A 23,922-nucleotide genomic window follows, 5' to 3' on the forward strand; every position below is an offset into this window, starting at 1 on the left:
GGGTCTTAAAATGGTAAAAGATTGGATTCCCATCTCTCATGATAATTACAAGCAGGTGCAAGGACCGTTCTATCATGGAACCAAAGCCAATTTGGCGATTGGTGACTTGCTAACCACAGGGTTCATCTCTCATTTCGAGGACGGTCGTATTCTTAAGCACATCTACTTTTCAGCCTTGATGGAGCCAGCAGTTTGGGGAGCTGAACTTGCTATGTCACTGTCTGGCCTCGAGGGTCGCGGCTACATATACATAGTTGAGCCAACAGGACCGTTCGAAGACGATCCGAATCTTACGAACAAAAGATTTCCCGGTAATCCAACACAGTCCTATAGAACCTGCGAACCCTTGAGAATTGTTGGCGTTGTTGAAGACTGGGAGGGGCATCCTGTTGAATTAATAAGGGGAATGTTGGATTCGTTGGAGGACTTAAAGCGCCGTGGTTTACACGTCATTGAAGACTAGTCCTTTGCATAACAAAGCCATCAAACCGGACGCCAGAGATTCCGCGCCTGTTGCGCATGGCTTCGCCATTTTATGCGCAATAGGCGCGCCACCCTGTCGCCGTTTATGGCGGCGTTAACCCAAAGGAGTATCGTGAAAATATCACTAATGGCTGCAAAAGCAAGAAATGGGGTTATTGGCTGCGGCTCGGATATCCCGTGGAACGCTAAAGGTGAGCAGCTGCTTTTTAAAGCAATAACTTACAATCAATGGCTCTTAGTCGGCCGTAAAACATTTGAGGCAATGGGGGCTCTCCCAAATAGAAAGTATGCAGTTGTCAGCCGCTCAGGATCGGTAGCTACTAACGATGATGTGGTTGTGTTTCCATCTATAGAAGCAGCAATGAGGGAGCTAAAGACTCTTACGAACCATGTTGTTGTTTCTGGTGGTGGAGAGATCTACAAGAGTCTGATCGCCCATGCCGACACGCTACATATCTCGACAATAGATTCCGAGCCAGAGGGCAATGTTTTCTTTCCGGAAATCCCCAAAGAGTTCAATGTGGTGTTCGAGCAGGAATTTCATTCAAATATAAATTATCGCTATCAAATCTGGCAAAGGGGTTAACCATCCAAGCCATCGGACACATTTTGCTTCGCTGCGCTCAAAACGCAAAATGTGCCGCTGCTTAGCGGCGTTAGATGCACTAAGCACATAATTGCTCACAGCCAAACTATCAGGTCAAGTCTGCTTTTATTATTTTTAAGCGTGCATAATAAGCCCTACACAAATTGGGAGTTAGACATCATGAGCAACGCAGTGCCCGCCGAGATTTCGGTACAGCTATCACAGGCACTCAACGTCATCGAGCATCATCTGGGATCGACGTTGCTGGCCGTGCATTTGTACGGCTCTGCACTCGACGGTGGCCTGAAGCCATGCAGTGATATTGATTTGCTGGTTACTGTGACTGCACAGCTCGATGAGACTGTGCGGCAGGCTCTGTTCGTAGATTTCCTGGAAGTTTCCGCTTCTCCCGGCCAAAGTGAAGCTCTCCGTGCCTTGGAAGTTACCATCGTCGTGTACGGCGATGTTGTTCCTTGGCGTTATCCAGCCAGACGGGAACTGCAATTCGGGGAGTGGCAGCGCAAGGACATTCTTGCGGGCATCTTCGAGCCCGCGACAACCGATGTTGATCTGGCTATTCTGCTAACTAAAGCAAGGCAACACAGCCTTGCCTTGGCAGGTTCGGCCGCGGAAGATTTCTTCAACTCAGTCCCGGAAAGCGATCTATTCAAAGCACTGGCCGACACCTTGAAACTATGGAACTCACAACCGGATTGGGCAGGCGACGAGCGGAATGTAGTGCTTACTTTGTCTCGCATTTGGTACAGCGCAGCAACCGGCAAGATCGCGCCGAAGGATGTAGCTGCCAACTGGGTAATGGAACGCCTGCCCGTCCAACATCAGCCCGTGCTGCTTGAAGCCCAGCAGGCTTACCTTGGACAAGGGATGGATTGCTTGGCCTCACGCGCTGATCAGTTGACTGCGTTCATTTACTTTGTGAAGCACGAAGCCGCCAGTCTGCTCGGCTCCACGCCAATGATGTCTAACAGTTCATTCAAGCCGACGCCGCTTCGCGGCGCAGCTTAATTCAGGCGTTAGATGCACTAAGCACATAATTGCTCACAGCCAAACTATCAGGTCAAGTCTGCTTTTATTATTTTTAAGCGTGCATAATAAGCCCTACACAAATTGGGAGATATATCATGAAAGGCTGGCTTTTTCTTGTTATCGCAATAGTTGGCGAAGTAATCGCAACATCCGCATTAAAATCTAGCGAGGGCTTTACTAAGCTTGCCCCTTCCGCCGTTGTCATAATCGGTTATGGCATCGCATTTTATTTTCTTTCTCTGGTTCTGAAATCCATCCCTGTCGGTGTTGCTTATGCAGTCTGGTCGGGACTCGGCGTCGTCATAATTACAGCCATTGCCTGGTTGCTTCATGGGCAAAAGCTTGATGCGTGGGGCTTTGTAGGTATGGGGCTCATAATTGCTGCCTTTTTGCTCGCCCGATCCCCATCGTGGAAGTCGCTGCGGAGGCCGACGCCATGGTGACGGTGTTCGGCATTCTGAATCTCACCGAGGACTCCTTCTTCGATGAGAGCCGGCGGCTAGACCCCGCCGGCGCTGTCACCGCGGCGATCGAAATGCTGCGAGTCGGATCAGACGTCGTGGATGTCGGACCGGCCGCCAGCCATCCGGACGCGAGGCCTGTATCGCCGGCCGATGAGATCAGACGTATTGCGCCGCTCTTAGACGCCCTGTCCGATCAGATGCACCGTGTTTCAATCGACAGCTTCCAACCGGAAACCCAGCGCTATGCGCTCAAGCGCGGCGTGGGCTACCTGAACGATATCCAAGGATTTCCTGACCCTGCGCTCTATCCCGATATTGCTGAGGCGGACTGCAGGCTGGTGGTTATGCACTCAGCGCAGCGGGATGGCATCGCCACCCGCACCGGTCACCTTCGACCCGAAGACGCGCTCGACGAGATTGTGCGGTTCTTCGAGGCGCGGGTTTCCGCCTTGCGACGGAGCGGGGTCGCTGCCGACCGGCTCATCCTCGATCCGGGGATGGGATTTTTCTTGAGCCCCGCACCGGAAACATCGCTGCACGTGCTGTCGAACCTTCAAAAGCTGAAGTCGGCGTTGGGGCTTCCGCTATTGGTCTCGGTGTCGCGGAAATCCTTCTTGGGCGCCACCGTTGGCCTTCCTGTAAAGGATCTGGGTCCAGCGAGCCTTGCGGCGGAACTTCACGCGATCGGCAATGGCGCTGACTACGTCCGCACCCACGCGCCTGGAGATCTGCGAAGCGCAATCACCTTCTCGGAAACCCTCGCGAAATTTCGCAGTCGCGACGCCAGAGACCGAGGGTTAGATCATGCCTAGCATTCACCTTCCGGCCGCCCGCTAGCGGACCCTGGTCAGGTTCCGCGAAGGTGGGCGCAGACATGCTGGGCTCGTCAGGATCAAACTGCACTATGAGGCGGCGGTTCATACCGCGCCAGGGGAGCGAATGGACAGCGAGGAGCCTCCGAACGTTCGGGTCGCCTGCTCGGGTGATATCGACGAGGTTGTGCGGCTGATGCACGACGCTGCGGCGTGGATGTCCGCCAAGGGAACGCCCGCCTGGGACGTCGCGCGGATCGACCGGACATTCGCGGAGACCTTCGTCCTGAGATCCGAGCTCCTAGTCGCGAGTTGCAGCGACGGCATCGTCGGCTGTTGCACCTTGTCGGCCGAGGATCCCGAGTTCTGGCCCGACGCCCTCAAGGGGGAGGCCGCATATCTGCACAAGCTCGCGGTGCGACGGACACATGCGGGCCGGGGTGTCAGCTCCGCGCTGATCGAGGCTTGCCGCCATGCCGCGCGAACGCAGGGGTGCGCCAAGCTGCGGCTCGACTGCCACCCGAACCTGCGTGGCCTATACGAGCGGCTCGGATTCACCCACGTCGACACTTTCAATCCCGGCTGGGATCCAACCTTCATCGCAGAACGCCTAGAACTCGAAATCTAACGTCCGTTCGGGCATCGAGGTCCATGTCGGGGTGGGACGGGCCCGTGGCTTCAAGATCACTTGCAGTCCGACCGCGATGTCTTGGTTGCGCGAGAGGTTGTCGATATCCTCCACTTCCATCATCAACCCTGGATAATGCCGCCGCCGTCATCGCCGCCGACGCCCGTGCCGGGCTTTTCGGGCCTGTCAGGCTTGCTCGGCCTTCAGCCTGCCTGGGCGAGATCTCCGGCGGACGGATTAACGGCGGAGCTTCGCCGCCTTTCGTGCGTGTGAAGGCCGAAGATAGTTCTCTCAAAAACATCCGTTTATGAGAGATACCAAATGTCATTTTCAGAAGACGACTGCACCAGTTGATTGGGCGTAATGGCTGTTGTGCAGCCAGCTCCTGACAGTTCAATATCAGAAGTGATCTGCACCAATCTCGACTATGCTCAATACTCGTGTGGGCTCTGTTGCAAAAATCGTGAAGCTTGAGCATGCTTGGCGGAGATTGGACGGACGGAACGATGACGGATTTCAAGTGGCGCCATTTCCAGGGTGATGTGATCCTGTGGGCGGTGCGCTGGTATTGTCGCTATCCGATCAGCTATCGCGACCTTGAGGAAATGCTGGCGGAACGCGGCATTTCGGTCGACCATACGACGATCTATCGCTGGGTCCAGTGCTACGCCCCGGAGATGGAGAAGCGGCTGCGCTGGTTCTGGCGGCGTGGCTTTGATCCGAGCTGGCGCCTGGATGAAACCTACGTCAAGGTGCGGGGCAAGTGGACCTACCTGTACCGGGCAGTCGACAAGCGGGGCGACACGATCGATTTCTACCTGTCGCCGACCCGCAGCGCCAAGGCAGCGAAGCGGTTCCTGGGCAAGGCCCTGCGAGGCCTGAAGCACTGGGAAAAGCCTGCCACGCTCAATACCGACAAAGCGCCGAGCTATGGTGCAGCGATCACCGAATTGAAGCGCGAAGGAAAGCTGGACCGGGAGACGGCCCACCGGCAGGTGAAGTATCTCAATAACGTGATCGAGGCCGATCACGGAAAGCTCAAGATACTGATCAAGCCGGTGCGCGGTTTCAAATCGATCCCCACGGCCTATGCCACGATCAAGGGATTCGAAGTCATGCGAGCCCTGCGCAAAGGACAGGCTCGCCCCTGGTGCCTGCAGCCCGGCATCAGGGGCGAGGTGCGCCTTGTGGAGAGAGCTTTTGGCATTGGGCCCTCGGCGCTGACGGAGGCCATGGGCATGCTCAACCACCATTTCGCAGCAGCCGCCTGATCGGCGCAGAGCGACAGCCTACCTCTGACTGCCGCCAATCTTTGCAACAGAGCCCGCCGTGCTAGTCTGCTCGGTGATGGTGGAGTGAAGCCAACCCGCAATCGGGTTATGAATCTGCATCGCGATTCGCAATCAGCTGTCTCTTGAGCATGTCGAACTCCTGCGATGTTATCTCGCCGTGCTCGTGCTGCTACACCAACTTGTCCAACTCATCCGCCACACCGCTCCCCACCACCTGCGATGGCCAGGTTGTTTGCTGGGCGCATTGGCGGAGTATCGTCTCGACCCGGGACACCCACACCGGCACAACCTTACGGGAGTGATTCACTGTCAAAGAATCGGCCCGGTGCTCTGACGCAAGTATCGGGATGGTCACCATTTGTAAGCCGTAGACCTGAGTGGTGATCAAGACTTCGATACCACCGACCGTACCGGTACTAATCGACGACGGTCGTGTTCGTCGCCTGCCGCAGGGACTCTGCACACCTCCGTTTACGCATGTGCCTGGAGGAGTTGGAAATCGTCGTGTTCGGGAAACATTAAACACAGGATGGCAGCGATCTGAGCCAGCACATGATCAGCTAGCTCACCATCCGGATCGACGGCCCACTGCATCGTCGCGCCAGCGATGACCGAGTGCAGGAGCAACTCAGCTGCCGCAGGAGCACCTGGGGGCAGTCGCTTGCGGATCCCCTCCACCACCGCGCGGTTCCGCTGGATCGCAAGCGTGCGTAGCTCCGGCACCTGGAGCTCGTACCAGGAGATGAGATAGTTCACCGAGAAGTCGTTGCGAGTGTTCATGCTCCGAACGAGCACCTGCAAAAATTCCCAGAGCCCTTGCGGCCCTGCGCCTATCGGTATCGCATTCAGGTAATGCCGCACCTGCTCGACGCCGCGCTCCATCATCCTCACCAGCAGCGTATCGCGGTTGGTGAAGCGCTGGATTAACGCTGCGCGGGAGAGCCCCACCTCCTTTGCTACTCCGCTGAGCGTGAACTCTATGGGACCGCAACGCTTCAGCACTACGGTGGCGGCCTCGAGTACCTCGTCATCGGACTTGAGCTTGGGGCGGGGCATCAGTGTTCACCTTCTGTATGGGTTGGGGCGGAGGCTGTGGCTGCCGCCGCCATTGTAGCAAATTGAAGACGGAGCGAGAGTAGAGCCACGAGCCCCGCAAACACGGCCGATACAACGAGGCCAGGGAGCGGACCAGCAAGGTCGACAAACGCGCCGGCCGCAAGCATAACCATGGGCGAGGCTGACAGCATCACCGCCGAGACCGTGCCGAGTACCCGGCCGAGAAGTTCTGGCGGCGTGCGGTTGTAGATGGCAGCGTTGAGAATGGGAGAGACTGAGCCGGTCAGCAGTCCCACGAGCGCGCCCAACAACATCAGCACCGGCACGCCTGGCAACTGTGAAAGCAGAAGCGAGCCCACCGCAGAGCCACAAAATGCCACCGCCAGCCAGTTCTGCGCTGATATCCGGGCGCCGACCGACGCATGAATGGCAATGCCAAGGAGACCACCAGCCCCCATCATTGAGGAGAACAGCCCGAGCTCTGCTACTTGGCGTCCTGCATCTACAAACAGCGCAGGCATGATGACGCTGCCGTTGGCGCCAACGATGCCCACGAAGATCATCACTATACCAAAGAGAGGGCGCAGCAGGGGTTCGCTCCAGAGAAAAGCGACGCCGGCGCGCATGGAGAGAGTCGCCGTCGTGGTCATCGTCCGAGCGGCACGCGCGGGAAGCACCCACGCGCCGAGCAGACCTGCAAGGACGGAGCAGAACGCCGTCAGCCCGAGCGTTGGCGCAGCGCCAAGCAGGCCGATTGCGGCCCCCCCAAGGGCCGGGCCACCTAGAATCGCGACGTTCCCGATCACCGCTTTCAGTGACGAGACGCGCTCAACGGAGAGCCCGGCGACGTGGCCGAGTTTGGGCAGCTCACTGTCCTGCGCGGCCATACCGGGTGCGTCGAACGCGGCACCGAGCACCACGCAAGCGATCAGCCCAGTGTTCGAGAGGGCGCCAACGGCATCGAGCAGTGGGATGCTCGCCATGGCCACGCCGCCCACCACACCCGAGATCAATGCGACGGGCGCGCGCCCGAACCGATCGACGAGGCCACCACCAACCCACGCGCCGATGATGGTCGCGATGACGCTGCTAGCGGCCGTGGCGCCCGCCCAGGCCGCGCTCTTTGTATGAGACAGGACGAACCATGGAAGCGCGAGGGCCGCCACCGCGTTGCCGATCCGGAAGAGAAAGGTCGCCGCGAACAGCGTCGCGAGCGGGCTATATCGACGTTCGCTCATTCCGCTGCGGCGAGCTGCGCCTTCGCCGCAGCGAGGTACTCTTCGTTACCCGAGTCGAGGGCGAAGAGTGCGTAGGTGACCGCCCCGAACGCAAGGCGCTCCGCGATGTGGTGGGCGAGCCGCGGCCACACCCGGCCACCGGCCGCTTCATACGTGAGGAGGAGCTTCGCGAGCCCCTCTTCACCAAAGACCATAAGGTGCGCGGCCATGTCGATGGCAGGGTCATCAACGCGGGCCTCGCTCCAGTCGATCATCCCGCTGACGCGCTCCGTGTTGTCGATGAGCACATGGCCCACGTAGAGATCGCCATGCACCACCACGGAGAAATCTGGCCACGACGAATCGTCGTCGAGCCAGCGCTGCCACCGGTGGAGGCGCTTGTCGTTCACCACGAACTCGCGTCGGACGCGGTCAACGTCGTCGGCCACCTTCTGACGGGCCTGCGTCGGTGTACGGATGAGCATCCCCGCATCCACGGCGGCGGAAATGGGGACGGCATGCAGGGCGGCGAGCGCGGTCGCGAAGCTCTCCGCGAAGACCTCCGAGTCCTGCGGCACGACCCAGTCGGGCGTGGACGAACCAGGCTGGATGACCATCGCAGTCGAGTCTTCGAGCATGGGATAGGCAACGAGCTCGGCGTTGGCCACGCGCCAGTCCGGCACCGCGAACGGCAGGCGATTCTTGAGCATTGCCAGCACCCGCGCCTCTGGTTCGACCTTCGCGCTTACCTCGGCTCGGCGCGGGATGCGCAGCACCCACCGACGTCCATCGTCGACGGTGGCGATCACGATCCTATAGTCGAGCCCAAGCTCATTGACAGTCAGCGGGCCATGGAGCTTGAGCCCATGTCGGGCTGCAAGTGCGTACAGTTGGGAGGTATCGGCGGTCGTGACTACGGTCATGATTCACTCCTGAGGGCTTGACGGGTTTAGCCACCTAAATGTAACAGTCACGTCGGTTATATTCAATCCGGCACTGTTGCAAAGTTAGCGATGAGGCAGCCTTTTGTCTTATTCAAAGGCCTTACATTTCAAAAACTCTGCTTACCAGGCGCATTTCGCCCAGGGGATCACCATAATAAAATGCTGAGGCCTGGCCTTTGCGTAGTGCACGCATCACCTCAATACCTTTGATGGTGGCGTAAGCCGTCTTCATGGATTTAAATCCCAGCGTGGCGCCGATTATCCGTTTCAGTTTGCCATGATCGCATTCAATCACGTTGTTCCGGTACTTAATCTGTCGGTGTTCAACGTCAGACGGGCACCGGCCTTCGCGTTTGAGCAGAGCAAGCGCGCGACCATAGGCGGGCGCTTTATCCGTGTTGATGAATCGCGGGATCTGCCACTTCTTCACGTTGTTGAGGATTTTACCCAGAAACCGGTATGCAGCTTTGCTGTTACGACGGGAGGAGAGATAAAAATCGACAGTGCGGCCCCGGCTGTCGACGGCCCGGTACAGATACGCCCAGCGGCCATTGACCTTCACGTAGGTTTCATCCATGTGCCACGGGCAAAGATCGGAAGGGTTACGCCAGTACCAGCGCAGCCGTTTTTCCATTTCAGGCGCATAACGCTGAACCCAGCGGTAAATCGTGGAGTGATCGACATTCACTCCGCGTTCAGCCAGCATCTCCTGCAGCTCACGGTAACTGATGCCGTATTTGCAGTACCAGCGTACGGCCCACAGAATGATGTCACGCTGAAAATGCCGGCCTTTGAATGGGTTCATGTGCAGCTCCATCAGCAAAAGGGGATGATAAGTTTATCACCACCGACTATTTGCAACAGTGCCCATCGGCGTAGTAGTGGATGTGGTCGATGACAAAGCCGGTGCGGGTCAGCGTGCGCCGGAGGATCGGCAGAAAATCGACCAGGAACGAAGTAGCGCGTGTGACGACGGCCGGTACGCCGACACGCGCCACGGCCTCGGCCCAGCGCGCGGCCGGCGGTTGGAGCAGGCCGTTGTGCACCGAACCGTGGTAGGTGCCGACCGCCAATGTGAGCCAGCGCTCTAGCTCGCGCAGCGTCAGGGCGGCCTTGTTTTCGGAATCGTAGTCGCCGCGCTGGTCAGGGTTGGAGAAGGTCGTTCCCGGCAGTTCGTCGTGAATCATCTGCATCGCCGTGCCGATGATCCGTTCCACGATGCCGCCATAGTGCGGCTGTCCCAGCGGGCGATAGTCCAGCCGGATGCCATGCTGCTCGCAACCCCGGCGCAGGGCCTCGCTCTTGAACTCGGCCGCGTTGTCTAGGTAGAGCAGCAAGGGCTTGCCGCTCATCTGCCAATCCATTTCCACGTTCAGTCCTTCCAGCCAAGGGCGCTTGTCGCAGGCGACATGCACGAGGCACAGGCCAACCGAAACGGCAGACGGCGCTTCCAGCGTGACGACCATGCCGAGCACGCAGCGGGTGAACACGTCGATGGCGAGGGTCAGGTACGGGCGGCCAATAGGTTGCCGGTCGCGGTCATCGACCACGATCAGGTCGATGACCGTATGGTCTATCTGCACCTGCTCCAGCGGCGCGGTCACGGCAGGAGGCTCGCCGCCACACCTTGTAGGTCACGAGCGGCATCCTGGCCTTCCCGCCGGCGGATGACCTTGCGCGGGTCAAGGCTAGCGATCCGTAAGGCCACGGTATTGCGCGCCGGCACTCGCAGTTTTTGAGCCTTGCACACCTGAGTGACTTCGCGGTGAAAGGCCGCTAGGCTGCGCTTCTGCTTGGTCAGGAACCGCTTTTGCAGTAGCTCGTGGATGACGCGCTCGACCGGTTCCGGCAAGCGCCCCTTACCTTTACCTCCACCGGACTGGCCGGGCACCAGATCCGTCACGAGGCCGCTGCCTTGCCGGGCACGCCGGATCAGAACGTATACCTGGCGCCGAGACAAGCCCAGCGCCTGAGCCGCCATATCGGCCGCTTCGTGCCCGACCGTCTCCGACTGCGCCAACGGACTGATGATCTCCGCACGACGGCGCGCACGCTCCCAAGCCTCATCAGGCAGAGTGGCCACGCCTTGTTCTGGAATCCGTGGGGTGTCCGTCGCCATGCTCACCTCGCTTTGGTGCACACGAGTATTGAGCATAGTCGAGATTGGTGCAGATCACTTCTGATATTGAACTGTCAGGAGCTGGCTGCACAACAGCCATTACGCCCAATCAACTGGTGCAGTCGTCTTCTGAAAATGACATCCATGCCCAGCCCGTGCGCGAGCTGGATCACCGCCCGCACGATAGTTTGGTCACGGGCATCATCCGGGAGCCTGGCGACAAAGGATTGGTCGATTTTCAATGTGGTGATGGGGCAGCATTTCAGATGTTGCAGGCAGGAATAGCCGGTGCCGAAGTCGTCGGCGGCGAAGCGCACGCCGATGGCGCGCAAGGCGTCGAAACTGGCGAACAGGGCTGGATTGCCGAATGCGACCGATTCGGTCAGTTCGATCTCCAGAAGCTCGGCGGGCAGGGCCATATCGGCCAGCACCCGCTTTACCTCGTCGTCGAACGTTGGCCCAACCTGGCTGGCGGACACATTGATGGCAAGACGGAACGGTTGCCATGCCGGTCCTTGCCACTTGTGCATCTGGCGACAGGCCTCGCCCAGCACCCACGCGCCTATTTCCGGCATCAGGCCGAACGACTCGGCCAGCGGCAGGAACTGGCCGGGCGGCAACAGGCCAAGCCTCGGATGCCGCCAGCGCATCAACGCTTCCGCGCCAGCGATCCGGTGATCGCGCAGATCGACCAGCGGCTGGTAATGCAGGTCAAGCTGTCCGCGCGCCGCCGCCTGCGCCAACTCGGCCGCCGTCCATCCGGCGGGCTGCGAACTCGTCATGATCCGCCCCGGAAGGCGCGCAGCAGCCGCGTTACGGCCAGAACGAACAAGCCGGTCAGCGCGAGCGCGGCAACACCCCAATGCTCGCCAAGGAAGGCACCGGCGGTCGTCCCGGCCAGCACGGCGGCGAGAATCGGCAGATGGCAGGGGCAGGTCAACACGGCCAGCGCACCCCACAGGTAGCCGGAAACGGGTTGGCGCGTCTCGGGCGGCAGTTTGTCAGGGGCGTTCACGGCAATGCCTCCTCGTGCGCCCGCTCGGCTGGCATGGAGGCCAGTTGCGCGTCCAGATGGGCCAACGCCGCGCGCCGCCGCTCGACCAACTGGCGCAGCACGGCAAGCTGCGCTGCGGCTTGTGCGCCGTCCGCTGCGTCGAGCGCACGGCACAGCCGCGCCAGGGCATCCAGGCCGATACCCGCCTCGAAGGCCGCGCGCACGAAGCACAGCCGTTGCAAGGCCGCATCGTCGAACACGCCGTAGCCGCCCGTGGTGCAGGCCACCGGCCGTAACAAGCCGCGCACCAGGTAGTCGCGCACGATATGTACGCTCACCCCAGCGTTATGGGCCAGTTGCGATACCGTGTAGGCGCTCATCGCACACCTCCTTGTCCTCACCCGGCGCAGCAGGAAAGCTGCTTCACATCCTTGTTGAAGGTCTGCGCCGCGAGCTTCAACCCTTCGACCATCGTCAGGTAGGGGAACAACTGGTCGGCCAGTTCCTGCACCGTCATCCGGTTGCGAATCGCCAGTGCGGCCGTCTGGATCAGTTCGCCCGCTTCCGGGGCCACTGCCTGCACGCCGATCAGTCGTCCGCTGCCTTCTTCAACCACCAGTTTGATGAAGCCGCGCGTGTCGAAGTTGGCGAGCGCGCGCGGCACGTTGTCCAGCGTTAGCGTGCGACTATCAGTTTTGATGCCGTCATGGTGCGCTTCCGCCTCGCTGTAGCCTACGGTCGCCACTTGCGGGTCGGTGAACACCACGGCCGGCATCGCGGTCAGGTTCAGGGCCGCGTCACCGCCGGTCATGTTGATCGCGGCGCGAGTGCCGGCCGCTGCCGCCACATAGACGAACTGCGGCTGGTCGGTGCAGTCGCCTGCGGCGTAGATGTGTTCCACGCTTGTACGCATGCCGGGGTCGATGACGATAGCGCCTTGCGGGGTGAGCGTGACGCCCGTCGCATCCAGTGCCAGCTTGCGTGTGTTGGGCGCGCGGCCGGTGGCGACCAGCAGCTTGTCGGCGCGCAGTTCGCCGTGCGCCGTGGTGAGCACGAATTCGCCGTCCCCTTCACCATTGATATACGCGACCTGGCTGGCCTGGGTGTGTTCCCTCACCTCGATGCCCTCCATGCGGAATGCGGCCGTGACGGCTTCGCCTATAGCTGGGTCTTCGCGGAAGAACAGCGTGCTGCGAGCCAGGATCGTCACCTTCGCTCCGAGTCGGGCGAACGCCTGCGCCAGCTCCAGCGCCACCACTGATGAGCCAATCACGGCCAGGCGCTTAGGAATCGTCTCGCTGACCAGCGCTTCAGTGGAAGTCCAGTACGGAGTGTCTTTCAGGCCGGGAATCGGCGGCACGGCCGGGCTCGCGCCGGTGGCGATCAGGCAGCGGTCGAATGCCACCACGCGCTCGCCGCCGTCGTTGAGTTGCACGATCAGGTTGCGATTGTCCTTAAAGCGGGCGGAGCCGTGCAGCACAGTGATCGCCGGATTGCCCTCCAAGATGCCTTCGTACTTGGCGTGGCGCAGTTCATCGACGCGGGCCTGCTGCTGGGCCAGCAGCGCCGTGCGCTGGATGGTCGGCGTGGTAGCGGCGATGCCGCCATCGAACGGGCTTTCCCGGCGCAGATGGGCGATATGGGCGGCGCGGATCATGATCTTGGACGGCACACAACCGACATTGACGCAGGTGCCGCCGATGGTGCCGCGCTCGATCAGCGTGACACGTGCGCCTTGCTCGACGGCCTTCAGCGCCGCTGCCATCGCGGCCCCGCCGCTGCCGATGACGGCGATATGCAATGCGCCGCTGCTACCCGTCTTGTCGTTTCTGCCCAGCAGATCGCGCATCTTGTCGAGCAATCCGCCCGGCGTCGAAACTGAGGGGGCATCGGCCAGCGTGGCCCGATAACCGAGTCCAGCTACAGCGGCCGTCAGCGCGTCGGGTGACGTGCCGACCTCAATGGCGAGCTTGGCGCTGCCCTTGGCGTAGGAGACATCCGCTGATTGCACGCCGGGCACTTTCTCCAGGGCGTCCTTGACATGCACTGCGCACGAGTCGCAAGTCATGCCGGTGATTTTGAGAGTGCTCATACCATCGTTCCTTATTCGTGTGGGCCGCCGTGTCGCACGGTCAGCCGTCTTTCACAAGCGCTTGGCGGGGAGTTCGCAGCCGTCCAGTCCGCAACGGCGATGCGCCGGCGACACGAAGTCCCAGATCGACACCCCAATCATCAAGGCCAGGCCGACGTACATCAGGTTCGCCGTCCACCAGTTGCCGAGCAGCCAGACCGTGGCCGCAAACACGATGGCCGGGCCGATCATGCCGAGCAGACTGCGCAGCCATTGCCGATGACTGAACCAACCCAGCGCGTTCGCCAGGAAGGCCAGCGCGGCAAACAGCGGCAGCAGGCGGCTGATGAACAGTCCCTCGTACTGGCTCAAGAAGCCCAGCCCGATGGCCGCGCCGAAGCTGGCGAGGGCTGGAAAGCAGGCGGCGCAGCCCATCGCGGAAACGACGCTGCCGAGCGCGCCGGTTTTATCGGCAATGCGTGTCATCAGTCCCATGAAGCGGCTCTCGCTGTTGTCGTTGGCTTGCTGGCTCACTGCTTGACGCTGGACGGATAGCCGGCGTCTGCGGTGGCCTTGGTCAGCTTCTGTACGCTGGCCTTGGTGTCGTCAAAAGTGACGACGGCCTCGCGCTTCTCGAAGCCCACATCGACCTTGCTCACGCCTTCGACCTTGGAGAGCGCTTTCTTGACTGTGATCGGGCAGGCGGCGCAAGTCATGCCGGGAACCGCTAGCGTGACGGTCTGGGTAGCGGCCCACACCGGGGCAACAGCGGCGGCGAGGGCAAGGGAGGCAAACAGTTTCTTCATGATGAACTCCTGGTTAATAGAAAAATGGAACGACATAGGGAAATCCAAGCGCGACCAGGACCAGCACGGCCACGATCCAGAAAATCAGCTTGTAGGTGGCGCGCACCTGCGGAATCGCGCAGACCTCACCTGGCTTGCATGCCTGCACGGGCCGGTAAATCCGCTTCCAGGCGAAGAACAGCGCCACTAGCGCCGCGCCGATGAACAACGGTCGATAGGGTTCCAGCACCGTCAGGTTGCCGATCCAAGCACCGGAGAAGCCCAGGGCGACCAGTACTAGCGGCCCCAGGCAGCAGGTCGATGCAAGAATGGCGGCCAGCCCGCCGGCGAAGAGCGCACCGCGCCCGTTTTGTGGTTCAGACATACGTTGGCCCTTTTGAATTTGGATTGGATAGCGTAACCTTACTTCCGTACTCATGTACGGAGTCAAGCGATATGGAAAATAATTTGGAAAACCTGACCATTGGCGTTTTTGCCAAGGCGGCCGGGGTCAACGTGGAGACAATCCGCTTCTATCAGCGCAAGGGCCTGTTGCGGGAACCGGACAAGCCTTACGGCAGCATCCGCCGCTATGGGGAGGCGGACGTGGTTCGGGTGAAATTCGTGAAATCGGCACAGCGGCTGGGGTTCAGTCTGGACGAGATTGCCGAGCTGTTGCGGCTCGACGATGGCACCCACTGCGAGGAGGCCAGCAGCCTGGCCGAACACAAGCTCAAGGACGTGCGCGAGAAGATGGCCGACTTGGCGCGCATGGAAACCGTGCTGTCTGAACTCGTGTGCGCCTGCCATGCACGAAAGGGGAATGTTTCCTGCCCGTTGATCGCGTCACTACAGGGCGAAGCAGGCCTGGCAAGGTCAGCTATGCCTTAGCGTGCTTTATTTAATGAGATGGTCACTCCCTCCTTCCCGGTACTATGCTGAGGACAGGCTTTCATTCGGAGAACTATCATGGAAAACATTGCGCTCATTGGTATCGATCTGGGTAAAAACTCTTTCCATATTCATTGCCAGGATCGTCGCGGGAAGGCTGTTTACCGTAAAAAATTTACCCGGCCAAAGTTGATCGAATTTTTGGCGACATGCCCCGCTACAACCATCGCAATGGAAGCCTGTGGCGGTTCTCACTTTATGGCACGCAAGTTGGAAGAGTTGGGGCATTCCCCAAAGCTGATATCACCACAATTTGTCCGCCCGTTCGTTAAAAGCAATAAAAACGACTTTGTCGACGCCGAAGCTATTTGTGAAGCTGCATCGCGTCCGTCTATGCGTTTTGTGCAGCCCAGAACGGAATCTCAGCAGGCAATGCGGGCTCTGCATCGTGTCCGTGAATCCCTGGTTCAGGATAAGGTAAAAACAACCAATCAAATGCATGCTTTTCTGCTGGAATTTGGCATTAGCGTTCCCCGAGGAGCTGCCGTTATTAGCCGACTGAGTACCATTCTTGAGGATAATAGTTTGCCTCTTTACCTCAGCCAGTTATTGCTGAAATTACAACAGCATTATCACTATCTTGTTGAGCAGATTAAAGATTTGGAATCCCAGTTGAAACGAAAGTTGGACGAAGATGAGGTTGGACAGCGCTTGCTGAGCATTCCCTGCGTCGGAACACTGACAGCGAGTACTATTTCAACTGAGATTGGCGACGGGAAGCAGTACGCCAGCAGCCGTGACTTTGCGGCGGCAACAGGGCTTGTACCTCGGCAGTACAGCACGGGAGGTAGGACGACATTGCTGGGAATTAGTAAGCGAGGTAATAAAAAGATCCGAACTTTGTTGGTTCAATGTGCCAGGGTATTCATACAAAAACTGGAACACCAGTCTGGCAAATTGGCCGATTGGGTCAGGGATTTACTGTGCCGGAAAAGCAACTTTGTCGTCACTTGTGCTCTGGCAAACAAGCTGGCCAGAATAGCCTGGGCCCTAACGGCACGACAGCAAACTTATGTAGCATAACGGCAGAAATACACCGGTTTAAAGAATTACTGATCTGGTTTTGCGAATACTGATATTGATGATACTAACGGCCCACCGGCCTGTTGAGGAACCTGTAAAACGGAAAGGCTCATTGAAGCCGTATATTTTCTGGAGGTTCATCAGGCGCGGAACTCATCAAGGCGCGGGAATAAAATCCCATTCAGACGCCGGATAGATTCAAGCAAGCCAACTTGTCGTCAAAATCGGTGTTGCAAAAACGGGAGTGACCATAGATTCCGTTTTCTGAGGTGCCCCCTAATAGTGTTCTTCCATTTCGGTAAAAATCCCTACCATGGATTCCCACTCGTCCGGGGGGTAATGACTCCAACTTATTGATAGTGTTTTATGTTCAGATAAGGGGTCTGACGCTCAGTGGAACGAAAACTCACGTTAAGGGATTTTGGTCATGAGATTATCAAAAAGGATCTTCACCTAGATCCTTTTAAATTAAAAATGAAGTTTTAAATCAATCTAAAGTATATATGAGTAAACTTGGTCTGACAGTTACCAATGCTTAATCAGTGAGGCACCTATCTCAGCGATCTGTCTATTTCGTTCATCCATAGTTGCCTGACTCCCCGTCGTGTAGATAACTACGATACGGGAGGGCTTACCATCTGGCCCCAGTGCTGCAATGATACCGCGAGACCCACGCTCACCGGCTCCAGATTTATCAGCAATAAACCAGCCAGCCGGAAGGGCCGAGCGCAGAAGTGGTCCTGCAACTTTATCCGCCTCCATCCAGTCTATTAATTGTTGCCGGGAAGCTAGAGTAAGTAGTTCGCCAGTTAATAGTTTGCGCAACGTTGTTGCCATTGCTGCAGGCATCGTGGTGTCACGCTCGTCGTTTGGTATGGCTTCATTCAGCTCCGGTTCCCAACGATCAAGGCGAGTTACATGATCCCCCATGTTGTGCAAAAAAGCGGTTAGCTCCTTCGGTCCTCCGATCGTTGTCAGAAGTAAGTTGGCAGCAGTGTTATCACTCATGGTTATGGCAGCACTGCATAATTCTCTTACTGTCATGCCATCCGTAAGATGCTTTTCTGTGACTGGTGAGTACTCAACCAAGTCATTCTGAGAATAGTGTATGCGGCGACCGAGTTGCTCTTGCCCGGCGTCAACACGGGATAATACCGCACCACATAGCAGAACTTTAAAAGTGCTCATCATTGGAAAACGTTCTTCGGGGCGAAAACTCTCAAGGATCTTACCGCTGTTGAGATCCAGTTCGATGTAACCCACTCGTGCACCCAACTGATCTTCAGCATCTTTTACTTTCACCAGCGTTTCTGGGTGAGCAAAAACAGGAAGGCAAAATGCCGCAAAAAAGGGAATAAGGGCGACACGAAAATGTTGAATACTCATACTCTTCCTTTTTCAATATTATTGAAGCATTTACCAGGGTTATTGTCTCATGAGCGGATACATATTTGAATGTATTTAGAAAAATAAACAAATAGGGGTTCCGCGCACATTTCCCCGAAAAGTGCCACCTGACGTCTAAGAAACCATTATTATCATGACATTAACCTATAAAAATAGGCGTATCACGAGGCCTGTGGGAGGAAAATAAAGTGTCATCCTAACTACAGGACCCTGCAACGTAGCAATTCCTGCAAAAATCCATTTAAAACAATGACTTATTTCAATTCTGCCATCTGCAAGCGTTTTGTGGGGATGGAGGCCGGAATCATTAAAGTATCATCCTAATTTTCGCTCAACCTTGGAAAATGCTGAGAATCGTAAAAATAAAGTTTCATCCTTTCCGCTACTAGTTCAAGGCTTTCTTCCGGCCGCCGGCAACAACGCTGCTTGGCTGAGGCGATCCACTTGCGCTACCGCTCACTGATCAGATCGAACTTGAACTCGACGAGCAGCCAACCATCAGGCCGAGCGTGATCGCCAAAAAAAACGGATCATGCGAAATCCTTCGTTGAGTTTGGCGCGGGTTTTAGCAAATCAGCTGGCCCGCGATCCGGTTGAGAGTGATCCGAAGCGGTCCTTGACGACCGGCACAAATCGGCCGATTCTGTTGAAAAAGTAGCTTTAGCGGCAGCCTGCCGATCAGGTGTGCCTGCTGTCGAAGTGGCTGCAAGCCACTTCAAGTTGCCTTCCGGCGTTTCACTGAGCGTCCTTGCTCAGGTTTAAGGGTTAATTTGAGGGTTTCTGCTCGTAGCAGGCATACCTATCCCGTCAGCGGTGGCCCTTGAGGCAAAAGCTTGGCCATGCGGCGCAGGTTCTGCACCATCGCAGCCAAGGTGAATTCGTCAGTGGCACCCGTTAGGCCACGCAGTCGTAAACGGTCGAGTTTCATGATCCGTTTGAGGTGGGCGAAAAGCATCTCCACCTTCTTTCGTTCGCAGCGAGAGACGAGGTACTCCGGTGTCTTGGCGATGCGTCGAGCCACGTCGCGGGCAGCCTCATGGATGCTGCGGACGATCTTCCGATTCGGCGTGTTGGGGCAGCATTTCGCTTTCAACGGGCAGGTGGCGCAGTCGGTTTGGCTGGAGCGGTAAATGACGGTTTTGGCCTTAGTTACCCGCGACCTTTGCTGGGTGAAGGCGCGCCATTCACTGCGTAGCGGTTTGCCGGCTGGGCAGCGATATTCATTGGCGTCCTGACTCCAGTGAAAGTCGTTACTGGAGAGGCTGTCGTCCTTGCGCTCGGTCTTGTCCCACACCGGCACATGCGGTTCGATGTCCTTTTCTTCGACCATCCAGGCCAGCATCGGGGCGGTGCCATAAGCGGTATCGCCGATAAGGCGTTCCGGTGTGAGATCGAACTGCGCCTCGACACGCTCGACCATCGTCCTAGTCGAATCGACTTCGGCGGTACGGTGCGCCGGGGTAGCTTCCACGTCCATGATCACACCGTGCTCAGTGTCGATCAGGTAATTCGTGGAGTAGGCAAAAAAGGCCGGGCCACCTGGCGCTGCTGTCCAACGGGACTGAGGATCAGTGAGCGAAATTTTCTTGGGAAGAGCCTCAGCCAGCGCCTCTTCATCAAGGGCTTCGAGGTACTCGCGCACTGCGCGGCTGCTGAGCTTTGGATCGTTCCAATCGACCTCATCTCCCGCCACCCCACGTTGCCGGCTGGCATCCGCCTTAATGATGCTGGCGTCGACGGCGAAACCTTCACCCTTGACTAGGCCGGCTGCCATGCAGCGCCGCAGCACCTCATTGAATAACCAGCGGAATAGATCGCTGTCACGAAAACGCCCATGGCGATTCTTCGAGAAGGTCGAGTGATTGGGGACTTCGTCTTCCAGACCCAACCGGCAGAACCAGCGATAGGCCAGGTTCAGGTGCACCTCTTCGCACAATCGCCGCTCGGAACGAATGCCATAGCAGTAGCCGACGACCAGCATGCGCACCATCAACTCCGGGTCAATCGAGGGACGCCCGATGGGGCTATAGAAATCTGCCAGGTAGGCACGTAGATCACTGAGATCCAAGCACTGGTCGATGCTGCGCAGGAGATGTTGGGCCGGGACGTGATCTTCCAGATTGAACGAGTAGAACAGGCGCTGCTGTCCTCCCGGTAACTGTCCCATCATGCTGTTCGCCCCCACGCTCGCTGACAAAGCAATTTTGCCAACGGCATGGGGAGGCCGCTACTTTTTCAACAGAATCGGCCGCACACAGCCATTCGGCTCAACAGAACCCTGCCTTTACCCCACCAAACTCCGGAAACTCGCCCGGTAGTCCGTCGGCTTGAGATGCACATGTTGGCTGAGGTCGCCGGGTAGCGTGAACAGGCGCGGACCGTCCCGAAACTGGAACACGCGATACAGATGGAATTGATCGCCCGCCTCCTTGGAGAATTCGAGTTCGTTGTGGCTGACCAAGAAAGACGAGCCTACCCCGCCATTGGTGGTTTTCACCTCGATGAAGCGCTCATGGGCGTCCTCTTCGAACGACAGGATGTCGAACCCCGCACCGTCTCCCTGGGTGTCGGACACCCAATCCAGCCGCTGAAAAAGCTCTGGGTGGCCGAGCTCGGTCAGGCGTTGCTGTTCGTAGCCAATCACCCACTGCTCCCCTGCCCGGCCCAGCTTGCGGTTGGCTTCATCGCGAGCGGCATAATCGAACTTTCGCGGTAGGCGTTGCCGTAGAGATGCCGGGGTACGCACAAGCACTTCACGGGCGGGTGGTTCTACCAAAGCCGCTCGGTAGGTTTTGTCACCCGGAAGTTTTACCTCCTCCAGGGCATCGACAAGAGCGCCGACCGTCTGCTGATGTTCCAGAACGTAGGCGTGTACGGATTTACGCAGCAGCAGTTGGCTGTTGCCGCGTGGCTTGTAGCCGTTGATATAGGGCAGGCCCAGGGCATCGAGTACGGCGCTAATGTTCTGGTGCTTGAGCTCGACTGAAGACTTGCTGCGACCGTTCAGCAGTTGGCGCAGTGCCTGGTTGTGCTCGGACTTGTGGTACGGCTCCCCAGCCGCCTCGGCACGCAGCATGTCGAAATAGTCTTCGACCGTGGCCAGGACCTCTTCTTCGGACCAGTCTTCGCCGATGCGAATGATGCGAAACCCGAGCCGCGTCAGCGCCGGAACGACGGTCGTCTCGCCACCGGAGAAGCTGTCAGCAGTGAGCGGGCCCTGCTCGGGAAATTGCTTGCCGAAGGCCACACCGGCGATGGCCTTGGAATCGCAATCGGTGCCGGTCTTCGGATCACGTACCAGGAAGTCGCGGGACTTGCCGTAGCCGTGGCGCGCCAGGAATTTCGTGCGGCCCAGTTGCACGAACTCATCGATGGCAGCCTGCACGGCGGCGGGGCTTCGAAGCTGGGAGAGTTGAGACACAGGGTCCTTCCTTACTGTCATGGTGTGCCGGGAACCGCCGAGCCACGAGATTATGAGTAGCCCCTGAACAGAAACGTCACGATAAAAGCCGTGAACGCCACCAGGCCCATTAAATCCCTTGCGTATTTGCAGCCCGTGCTGTCCAAACCTGTACCAGGTCCGATCAACACGCTCCAACCATTGAGGTACGAAAACACCGCCTGACCGAACAAAAAATGCGTGATAGCCGCCGCAGCCATGACGCCGGAATCGTCAGACAGGCTGTAGCTGTTGACCATTGCCCTGTACGCCTGCATCTGAAATGGCTATTGCCCTGATGGGAGCCGGCTTTTCAGCCACCGACACCAGCGATGCCGTCAATATTCTTTACCCGATAACCATGACCGTACAAGCTAACAAGGCCTGGCAAGCCAGCGGACTTAAAAAGTCTTTTTTTCTACCATCCCACAAAAAAGTTCGTGGTGGAGAAAAGATAAGCTATGCAAGGCTTTAGGAGACGTGGTTTTTCAGGATGACGAAGAACGATTCGGCGCTAGGTGCAACATAGGTGCATCGCACGAGCGCTAGGAACGGCGAAAAAAGGCGGACGTGGCGAAATCGGTAGACGCAGCAGACTTTAAAATTGGAGTGCCCGCGGGGAAATCCGCGGAGTAGAACCGCTCAAAGTCGGGGAACGCTAACGGGCAATACCCTAAGCCAATCCCGAGCCAAGCCCCTTCGGGGGAAGGTGTAGAGACTGGACGGGCGGCGCCTAAAGCCTTCGGGCAATGGCGAAGGGACAGTCCAGACCACGAACGTCATCAGACGGCGGCGAAAGTCGAGGTGGTACGAAAATCTGCTTCTCTGTGAGAGTACGGGTTCGAGTCCCGTCGTCCGCACCACAAAGCCAAACATCCCTGCGATGATCGACCTCTGGGCGTTTGGTCGTGAGCCCGCCACCCTCGCGCTACGCTTTGCGCAGGCGTCGAAGGCGATCAGGTGCGCCCATCGATTCCGTCGAGCACCATCGCTGCGAGTTCATCGCTGGTGTGTGCACCACTATCGAGAACACGGGTTGTGCATGGAAGCCGTTCCCTTGCGGCCAAGCATCGGGCGACATTCGCTAATCGCCACTCTCGAATCTCCGCATTTCGATTCGGGTCAGGATGCATGGTCTGGTTCGCGATCCGGTGACGCAATAGGTCCTCGTTGAGCGTCAGAAAGATGTGCAGCAGCTGATCGTCGATCCGCCTTACCCCGTCGAGTATCTCAGTCAGATAGTCCGGGTGCACGAGCGTCATTGGGATGATGATGTCCTGCGAGTAATTCCTTCGAATCTCCCTGACCGCCGCGATCGTAAGTCCCCTCCACAAGGGGAGATCCTGATAGTCTCCGCTCGCTGGCATGGGGACCGTTTCTTTCACCACGAACCCGATTTCCTCGGGGTCAAAGATCAGCGATTTGGAACGCCGATCGCGCAGCCGCTTAGCGAGCGTCGTCTTTCCGGCGCCGAAAGGTCCGTTGATCCAGATTATCATTGTCGACGGCCTCTAACCTGAAGGCTCGCAAGAGCGCTCGACGGCCTCGTGCGGAGGCACGATCGGAGTGGTTCCGAAATGCTTCTCAAGATAGGTGACGCCGAACGTCACGATGTCCTGCGCGTCGAACAGGTAGCACTGAGCAAAGCCCACGACACCTTCTCGATGGCGACCGAGCTTCACGTAAGCATTTGCTATAGTTTCAACCGCATCCGGCTTTCCTTCGATAGCAAAGCAATCGAGAATGCCGTTTGAATCGTAATCCGATGCCGTTTTCCAGGCGACTTCACCGTCTCTTCCAAGCATCGGCATCTCATACGTCACCCACCGTTTGTTGGGGATATCGGCAACCGCCTCGGCGTAGTGCAATGCGGTAACGGAGTTTAGCGGCGCACCCAACAGCAGGGCCTTCCCGCCAAGGCGAACGAACCGCTCGACGGGCGATCCTTCCCCCAAGGCGTGACCGAGTTCGTGAGGCTCCGTCAGCGTTTCAGCCAGCGGACCAACCGCGACCATCGATGCATCGGGGTGCGCGCTGCGCCGCGCGCCGGGGGCTTGAACCAGAAATTGATTCAGCAGGCCGAACCCACGGTAAGTCCCGGCTGTTGCGGGATCGAACGGCAGCCAGGTACGGCGGGCTTCGTCATCCAGCCGAGCGCCATTCAGAGTCTCCTCGTAGGGTGATCGGTCCCACGACGCGTATCCCATCACAGTGCCAGTCGGCCCAACCGCGGAGCGTAACGCGGCAACGACCGTCTCCGCTCCTCCTTCGACCGGACCAATCGCTTTAAGTGAGGCATGCACCATCAAGAGGTCACCGGTTTGGACTCCGAGTTTTTGAAGCGCCTCCGTTATTGCCTTCCGCGTATGCATCGCGATATCTCCTCTAAACTGCAAAACACTATACGGGGTCTGACGCTCAGTGGAACGAAAACTCACGTTAAGGGATTTTGGTCATGAGATTATCAAAAAGGATCTTCACCTAGATCCTTTTAAATTAAAAATGAAGTTTTAAATCAATCTAAAGTATATATGAGTAAACGGCACTGTTGCAAATAGTCGGTGGTGATAAACTTATCATCCCCTTTTGCTGATGGAGCTGCAC

26 protein-coding genes and 2 pseudogenes are annotated in these 23,922 nt (G+C 58.0%); 10 read left to right on the top strand and 18 right to left on the bottom strand.

Annotated features, from left to right (window positions below; genetic code table 11):
* The first annotated feature begins 10 nt into the window (after window positions 1-10).
* The 7 genes from KXJ80_RS00755 to KXJ80_RS00790 all read left to right on the top strand — a co-directional run bounded on the left by KXJ80_RS00755 (window position 11) and on the right by KXJ80_RS00790 (window position 5,291).
* Window positions 11-463, top strand: coding sequence for an NAD(+)--rifampin ADP-ribosyltransferase Arr-3 (locus tag KXJ80_RS00755; protein ID WP_001749986.1), 453 nt, complete (start codon window positions 11-13; stop codon window positions 461-463).
* 132 nt (window positions 464-595) lie between these two features.
* Window positions 596-1,069 (top strand): trimethoprim-resistant dihydrofolate reductase DfrA27, encoded by a 474-nt coding sequence (dfrA27, locus tag KXJ80_RS00760; protein ID WP_001749985.1) that lies wholly within the window; start codon window positions 596-598, stop codon window positions 1,067-1,069.
* Between the two features lie 180 nt (window positions 1,070-1,249).
* Window positions 1,250-2,095: an ANT(3'')-Ia family aminoglycoside nucleotidyltransferase AadA16 gene (locus tag KXJ80_RS00765; RefSeq protein ID WP_001749984.1), complete on the top strand. Its 846-nt coding sequence runs from the start codon at window positions 1,250-1,252 to the stop codon at window positions 2,093-2,095.
* 116 nt (window positions 2,096-2,211) lie between these two features.
* Complete coding sequence (locus KXJ80_RS00770; protein WP_000679427.1) at window positions 2,212-2,559, top strand: quaternary ammonium compound efflux SMR transporter QacE delta 1; 348 nt, start codon at window positions 2,212-2,214, stop codon at window positions 2,557-2,559.
* Complete coding sequence (sul1, locus tag KXJ80_RS00775; RefSeq protein WP_000259031.1) at window positions 2,553-3,392, top strand: sulfonamide-resistant dihydropteroate synthase Sul1; 840 nt, start codon at window positions 2,553-2,555, stop codon at window positions 3,390-3,392. The genes KXJ80_RS00770 and sul1 overlap by 7 nt, the downstream gene beginning before the upstream one ends.
* Window positions 3,393-3,519: 127 nt before the next feature.
* Window positions 3,520-4,020, top strand: coding sequence for a GNAT family N-acetyltransferase (locus tag KXJ80_RS00780; RefSeq protein ID WP_000376623.1), 501 nt, complete (start codon window positions 3,520-3,522; stop codon window positions 4,018-4,020).
* A 506-nt stretch (window positions 4,021-4,526) separates the two neighbouring features.
* Window positions 4,527-5,291: an IS6-like element IS6100 family transposase gene (locus tag KXJ80_RS00790; protein WP_001389365.1), complete on the top strand. Its 765-nt coding sequence runs from the start codon at window positions 4,527-4,529 to the stop codon at window positions 5,289-5,291.
* 492 nt (window positions 5,292-5,783) lie between these two features.
* Here the strand turns inward: KXJ80_RS00790 and mphR(A) are convergent, their stop codons facing one another.
* The 12 genes and pseudogenes from mphR(A) to KXJ80_RS00850 form a co-directional block, all read right to left on the bottom strand.
* Window positions 5,784-6,368, bottom strand: coding sequence for a macrolide-binding transcriptional repressor MphR(A) (mphR(A), locus tag KXJ80_RS00795; protein ID WP_001137892.1), 585 nt, complete (start codon window positions 6,366-6,368; stop codon window positions 5,784-5,786).
* Window positions 6,368-7,606 (bottom strand): phosphorylated macrolide efflux MFS transporter Mrx(A), encoded by a 1,239-nt coding sequence (gene mrx(A) / locus KXJ80_RS00800; protein WP_000004159.1) that lies wholly within the window; start codon window positions 7,604-7,606, stop codon window positions 6,368-6,370. Before mrx(A) ends, mphR(A) begins: the two co-directional genes overlap by 1 nt.
* Window positions 7,603-8,508, bottom strand: a complete 906-nt coding sequence (locus KXJ80_RS00805; protein ID WP_000219391.1) for an Mph(A) family macrolide 2'-phosphotransferase — start codon at window positions 8,506-8,508, stop codon at window positions 7,603-7,605. Before KXJ80_RS00805 ends, mrx(A) begins: the two co-directional genes overlap by 4 nt.
* Window positions 8,509-8,629: 121 nt before the next feature.
* Window positions 8,630-9,334, bottom strand: coding sequence for an IS6-like element IS26 family transposase (locus KXJ80_RS00810; protein WP_001067855.1), 705 nt, complete (start codon window positions 9,332-9,334; stop codon window positions 8,630-8,632).
* Window positions 9,335-9,398: 64 nt separating this feature from the next.
* Window positions 9,399-10,648, bottom strand: a pseudogene (locus KXJ80_RS00815) (TnsB C-terminal domain-containing protein); the annotation flags it as partial.
* 134 nt (window positions 10,649-10,782) lie between these two features.
* Window positions 10,783-11,430, bottom strand: a pseudogene (locus tag KXJ80_RS00820) (EAL domain-containing protein); the annotation flags it as partial.
* Window positions 11,427-11,663, bottom strand: coding sequence for a broad-spectrum mercury transporter MerE (gene merE / locus KXJ80_RS00825; RefSeq protein ID WP_000993386.1), 237 nt, complete (start codon window positions 11,661-11,663; stop codon window positions 11,427-11,429). The pseudogene KXJ80_RS00820 and the gene merE, both read right to left, overlap by 4 nt.
* The gene (gene merD, locus KXJ80_RS00830) at window positions 11,660-12,022 is read right to left on the bottom strand and encodes a mercury resistance co-regulator MerD (protein WP_001277456.1); all 363 of its coding nucleotides are present in this window, start codon (window positions 12,020-12,022) and stop codon (window positions 11,660-11,662) included. Before merD ends, merE begins: the two co-directional genes overlap by 4 nt.
* 17 nt (window positions 12,023-12,039) lie before the next feature.
* A complete protein-coding gene (gene merA / locus KXJ80_RS00835) occupies window positions 12,040-13,734 on the bottom strand; it encodes a mercury(II) reductase (RefSeq protein ID WP_000105636.1) in 1,695 nt (564 codons plus the stop codon).
* A 51-nt stretch (window positions 13,735-13,785) separates the two neighbouring features.
* Window positions 13,786-14,208, bottom strand: coding sequence for an organomercurial transporter MerC (merC, locus tag KXJ80_RS00840; protein WP_001447540.1), 423 nt, complete (start codon window positions 14,206-14,208; stop codon window positions 13,786-13,788).
* A gap of 35 nt (window positions 14,209-14,243) precedes the next feature.
* The gene (gene merP, locus KXJ80_RS00845) at window positions 14,244-14,519 is read right to left on the bottom strand and encodes a mercury resistance system periplasmic binding protein MerP (RefSeq protein ID WP_000732292.1); all 276 of its coding nucleotides are present in this window, start codon (window positions 14,517-14,519) and stop codon (window positions 14,244-14,246) included.
* 13 nt (window positions 14,520-14,532) lie between these two features.
* Window positions 14,533-14,883 carry a mercuric transport protein MerT gene (locus tag KXJ80_RS00850; protein WP_001294663.1) on the bottom strand — a complete coding sequence of 117 codons (351 nt, stop codon included), beginning with the start codon at window positions 14,881-14,883 and terminating at the stop codon, window positions 14,533-14,535.
* Between the two features lie 71 nt (window positions 14,884-14,954).
* Between KXJ80_RS00850 and merR the strand changes: the two genes are divergently transcribed.
* Window positions 14,955-15,389: a mercury resistance transcriptional regulator MerR gene (merR, locus tag KXJ80_RS00855; protein WP_000429836.1), complete on the top strand. Its 435-nt coding sequence runs from the start codon at window positions 14,955-14,957 to the stop codon at window positions 15,387-15,389.
* 78 nt (window positions 15,390-15,467) lie between these two features.
* Window positions 15,468-16,472 carry an IS110-like element IS4321 family transposase gene (locus tag KXJ80_RS00860; RefSeq protein WP_000427623.1) on the top strand — a complete coding sequence of 335 codons (1,005 nt, stop codon included), beginning with the start codon at window positions 15,468-15,470 and terminating at the stop codon, window positions 16,470-16,472.
* 525 nt (window positions 16,473-16,997) lie between these two features.
* Here the strand turns inward: KXJ80_RS00860 and KXJ80_RS00865 are convergent.
* The 4 genes from KXJ80_RS00865 to KXJ80_RS00880 form a co-directional block, all read right to left on the bottom strand.
* On the bottom strand, window positions 16,998-17,858 hold the full coding sequence (locus KXJ80_RS00865) for a broad-spectrum class A beta-lactamase TEM-1 (RefSeq protein ID WP_000027057.1): 861 nt from the start codon (window positions 17,856-17,858) through the stop codon (window positions 16,998-17,000).
* 820 nt (window positions 17,859-18,678) lie between these two features.
* Entirely contained in the window at window positions 18,679-20,049 is a 1,371-nt protein-coding gene (locus tag KXJ80_RS00870; protein ID WP_000971921.1) for an IS1182-like element ISCfr1 family transposase, read from the bottom strand.
* Window positions 20,050-20,163: 114 nt separating this feature from the next.
* Complete coding sequence (locus KXJ80_RS00875) at window positions 20,164-21,300, bottom strand: protein NO VEIN domain-containing protein (protein WP_000080861.1); 1,137 nt, start codon at window positions 21,298-21,300, stop codon at window positions 20,164-20,166.
* Between the two features lie 50 nt (window positions 21,301-21,350).
* Entirely contained in the window at window positions 21,351-21,578 is a 228-nt protein-coding gene (locus KXJ80_RS00880) for a hypothetical protein (RefSeq protein ID WP_000248278.1), read from the bottom strand.
* 23 nt (window positions 21,579-21,601) lie between these two features.
* On the opposite strand from KXJ80_RS00880, the gene KXJ80_RS00885 reads away from it, so the two are divergent.
* Window positions 21,602-21,793: a hypothetical protein gene (locus KXJ80_RS00885; protein ID WP_000951934.1), complete on the top strand. Its 192-nt coding sequence runs from the start codon at window positions 21,602-21,604 to the stop codon at window positions 21,791-21,793.
* 481 nt (window positions 21,794-22,274) lie between these two features.
* Here the strand turns inward: KXJ80_RS00885 and KXJ80_RS00890 are convergent, their stop codons facing one another.
* Window positions 22,275-22,817, bottom strand: coding sequence for an AAA family ATPase (locus KXJ80_RS00890; RefSeq protein WP_000587837.1), 543 nt, complete (start codon window positions 22,815-22,817; stop codon window positions 22,275-22,277).
* A 12-nt stretch (window positions 22,818-22,829) separates the two neighbouring features.
* Window positions 22,830-23,690, bottom strand: coding sequence for an aminoglycoside N-acetyltransferase AAC(3)-IId (gene aac(3)-IId, locus KXJ80_RS00895; RefSeq protein ID WP_000557454.1), 861 nt, complete (start codon window positions 23,688-23,690; stop codon window positions 22,830-22,832).
* Window positions 23,691-23,922: the final 232 nt, after the last annotated feature.

Source organism: Shewanella xiamenensis (assembly GCF_024971755.1).
Taxonomy (GTDB): Bacteria; Pseudomonadota; Gammaproteobacteria; order Enterobacterales; family Shewanellaceae; genus Shewanella; species Shewanella xiamenensis.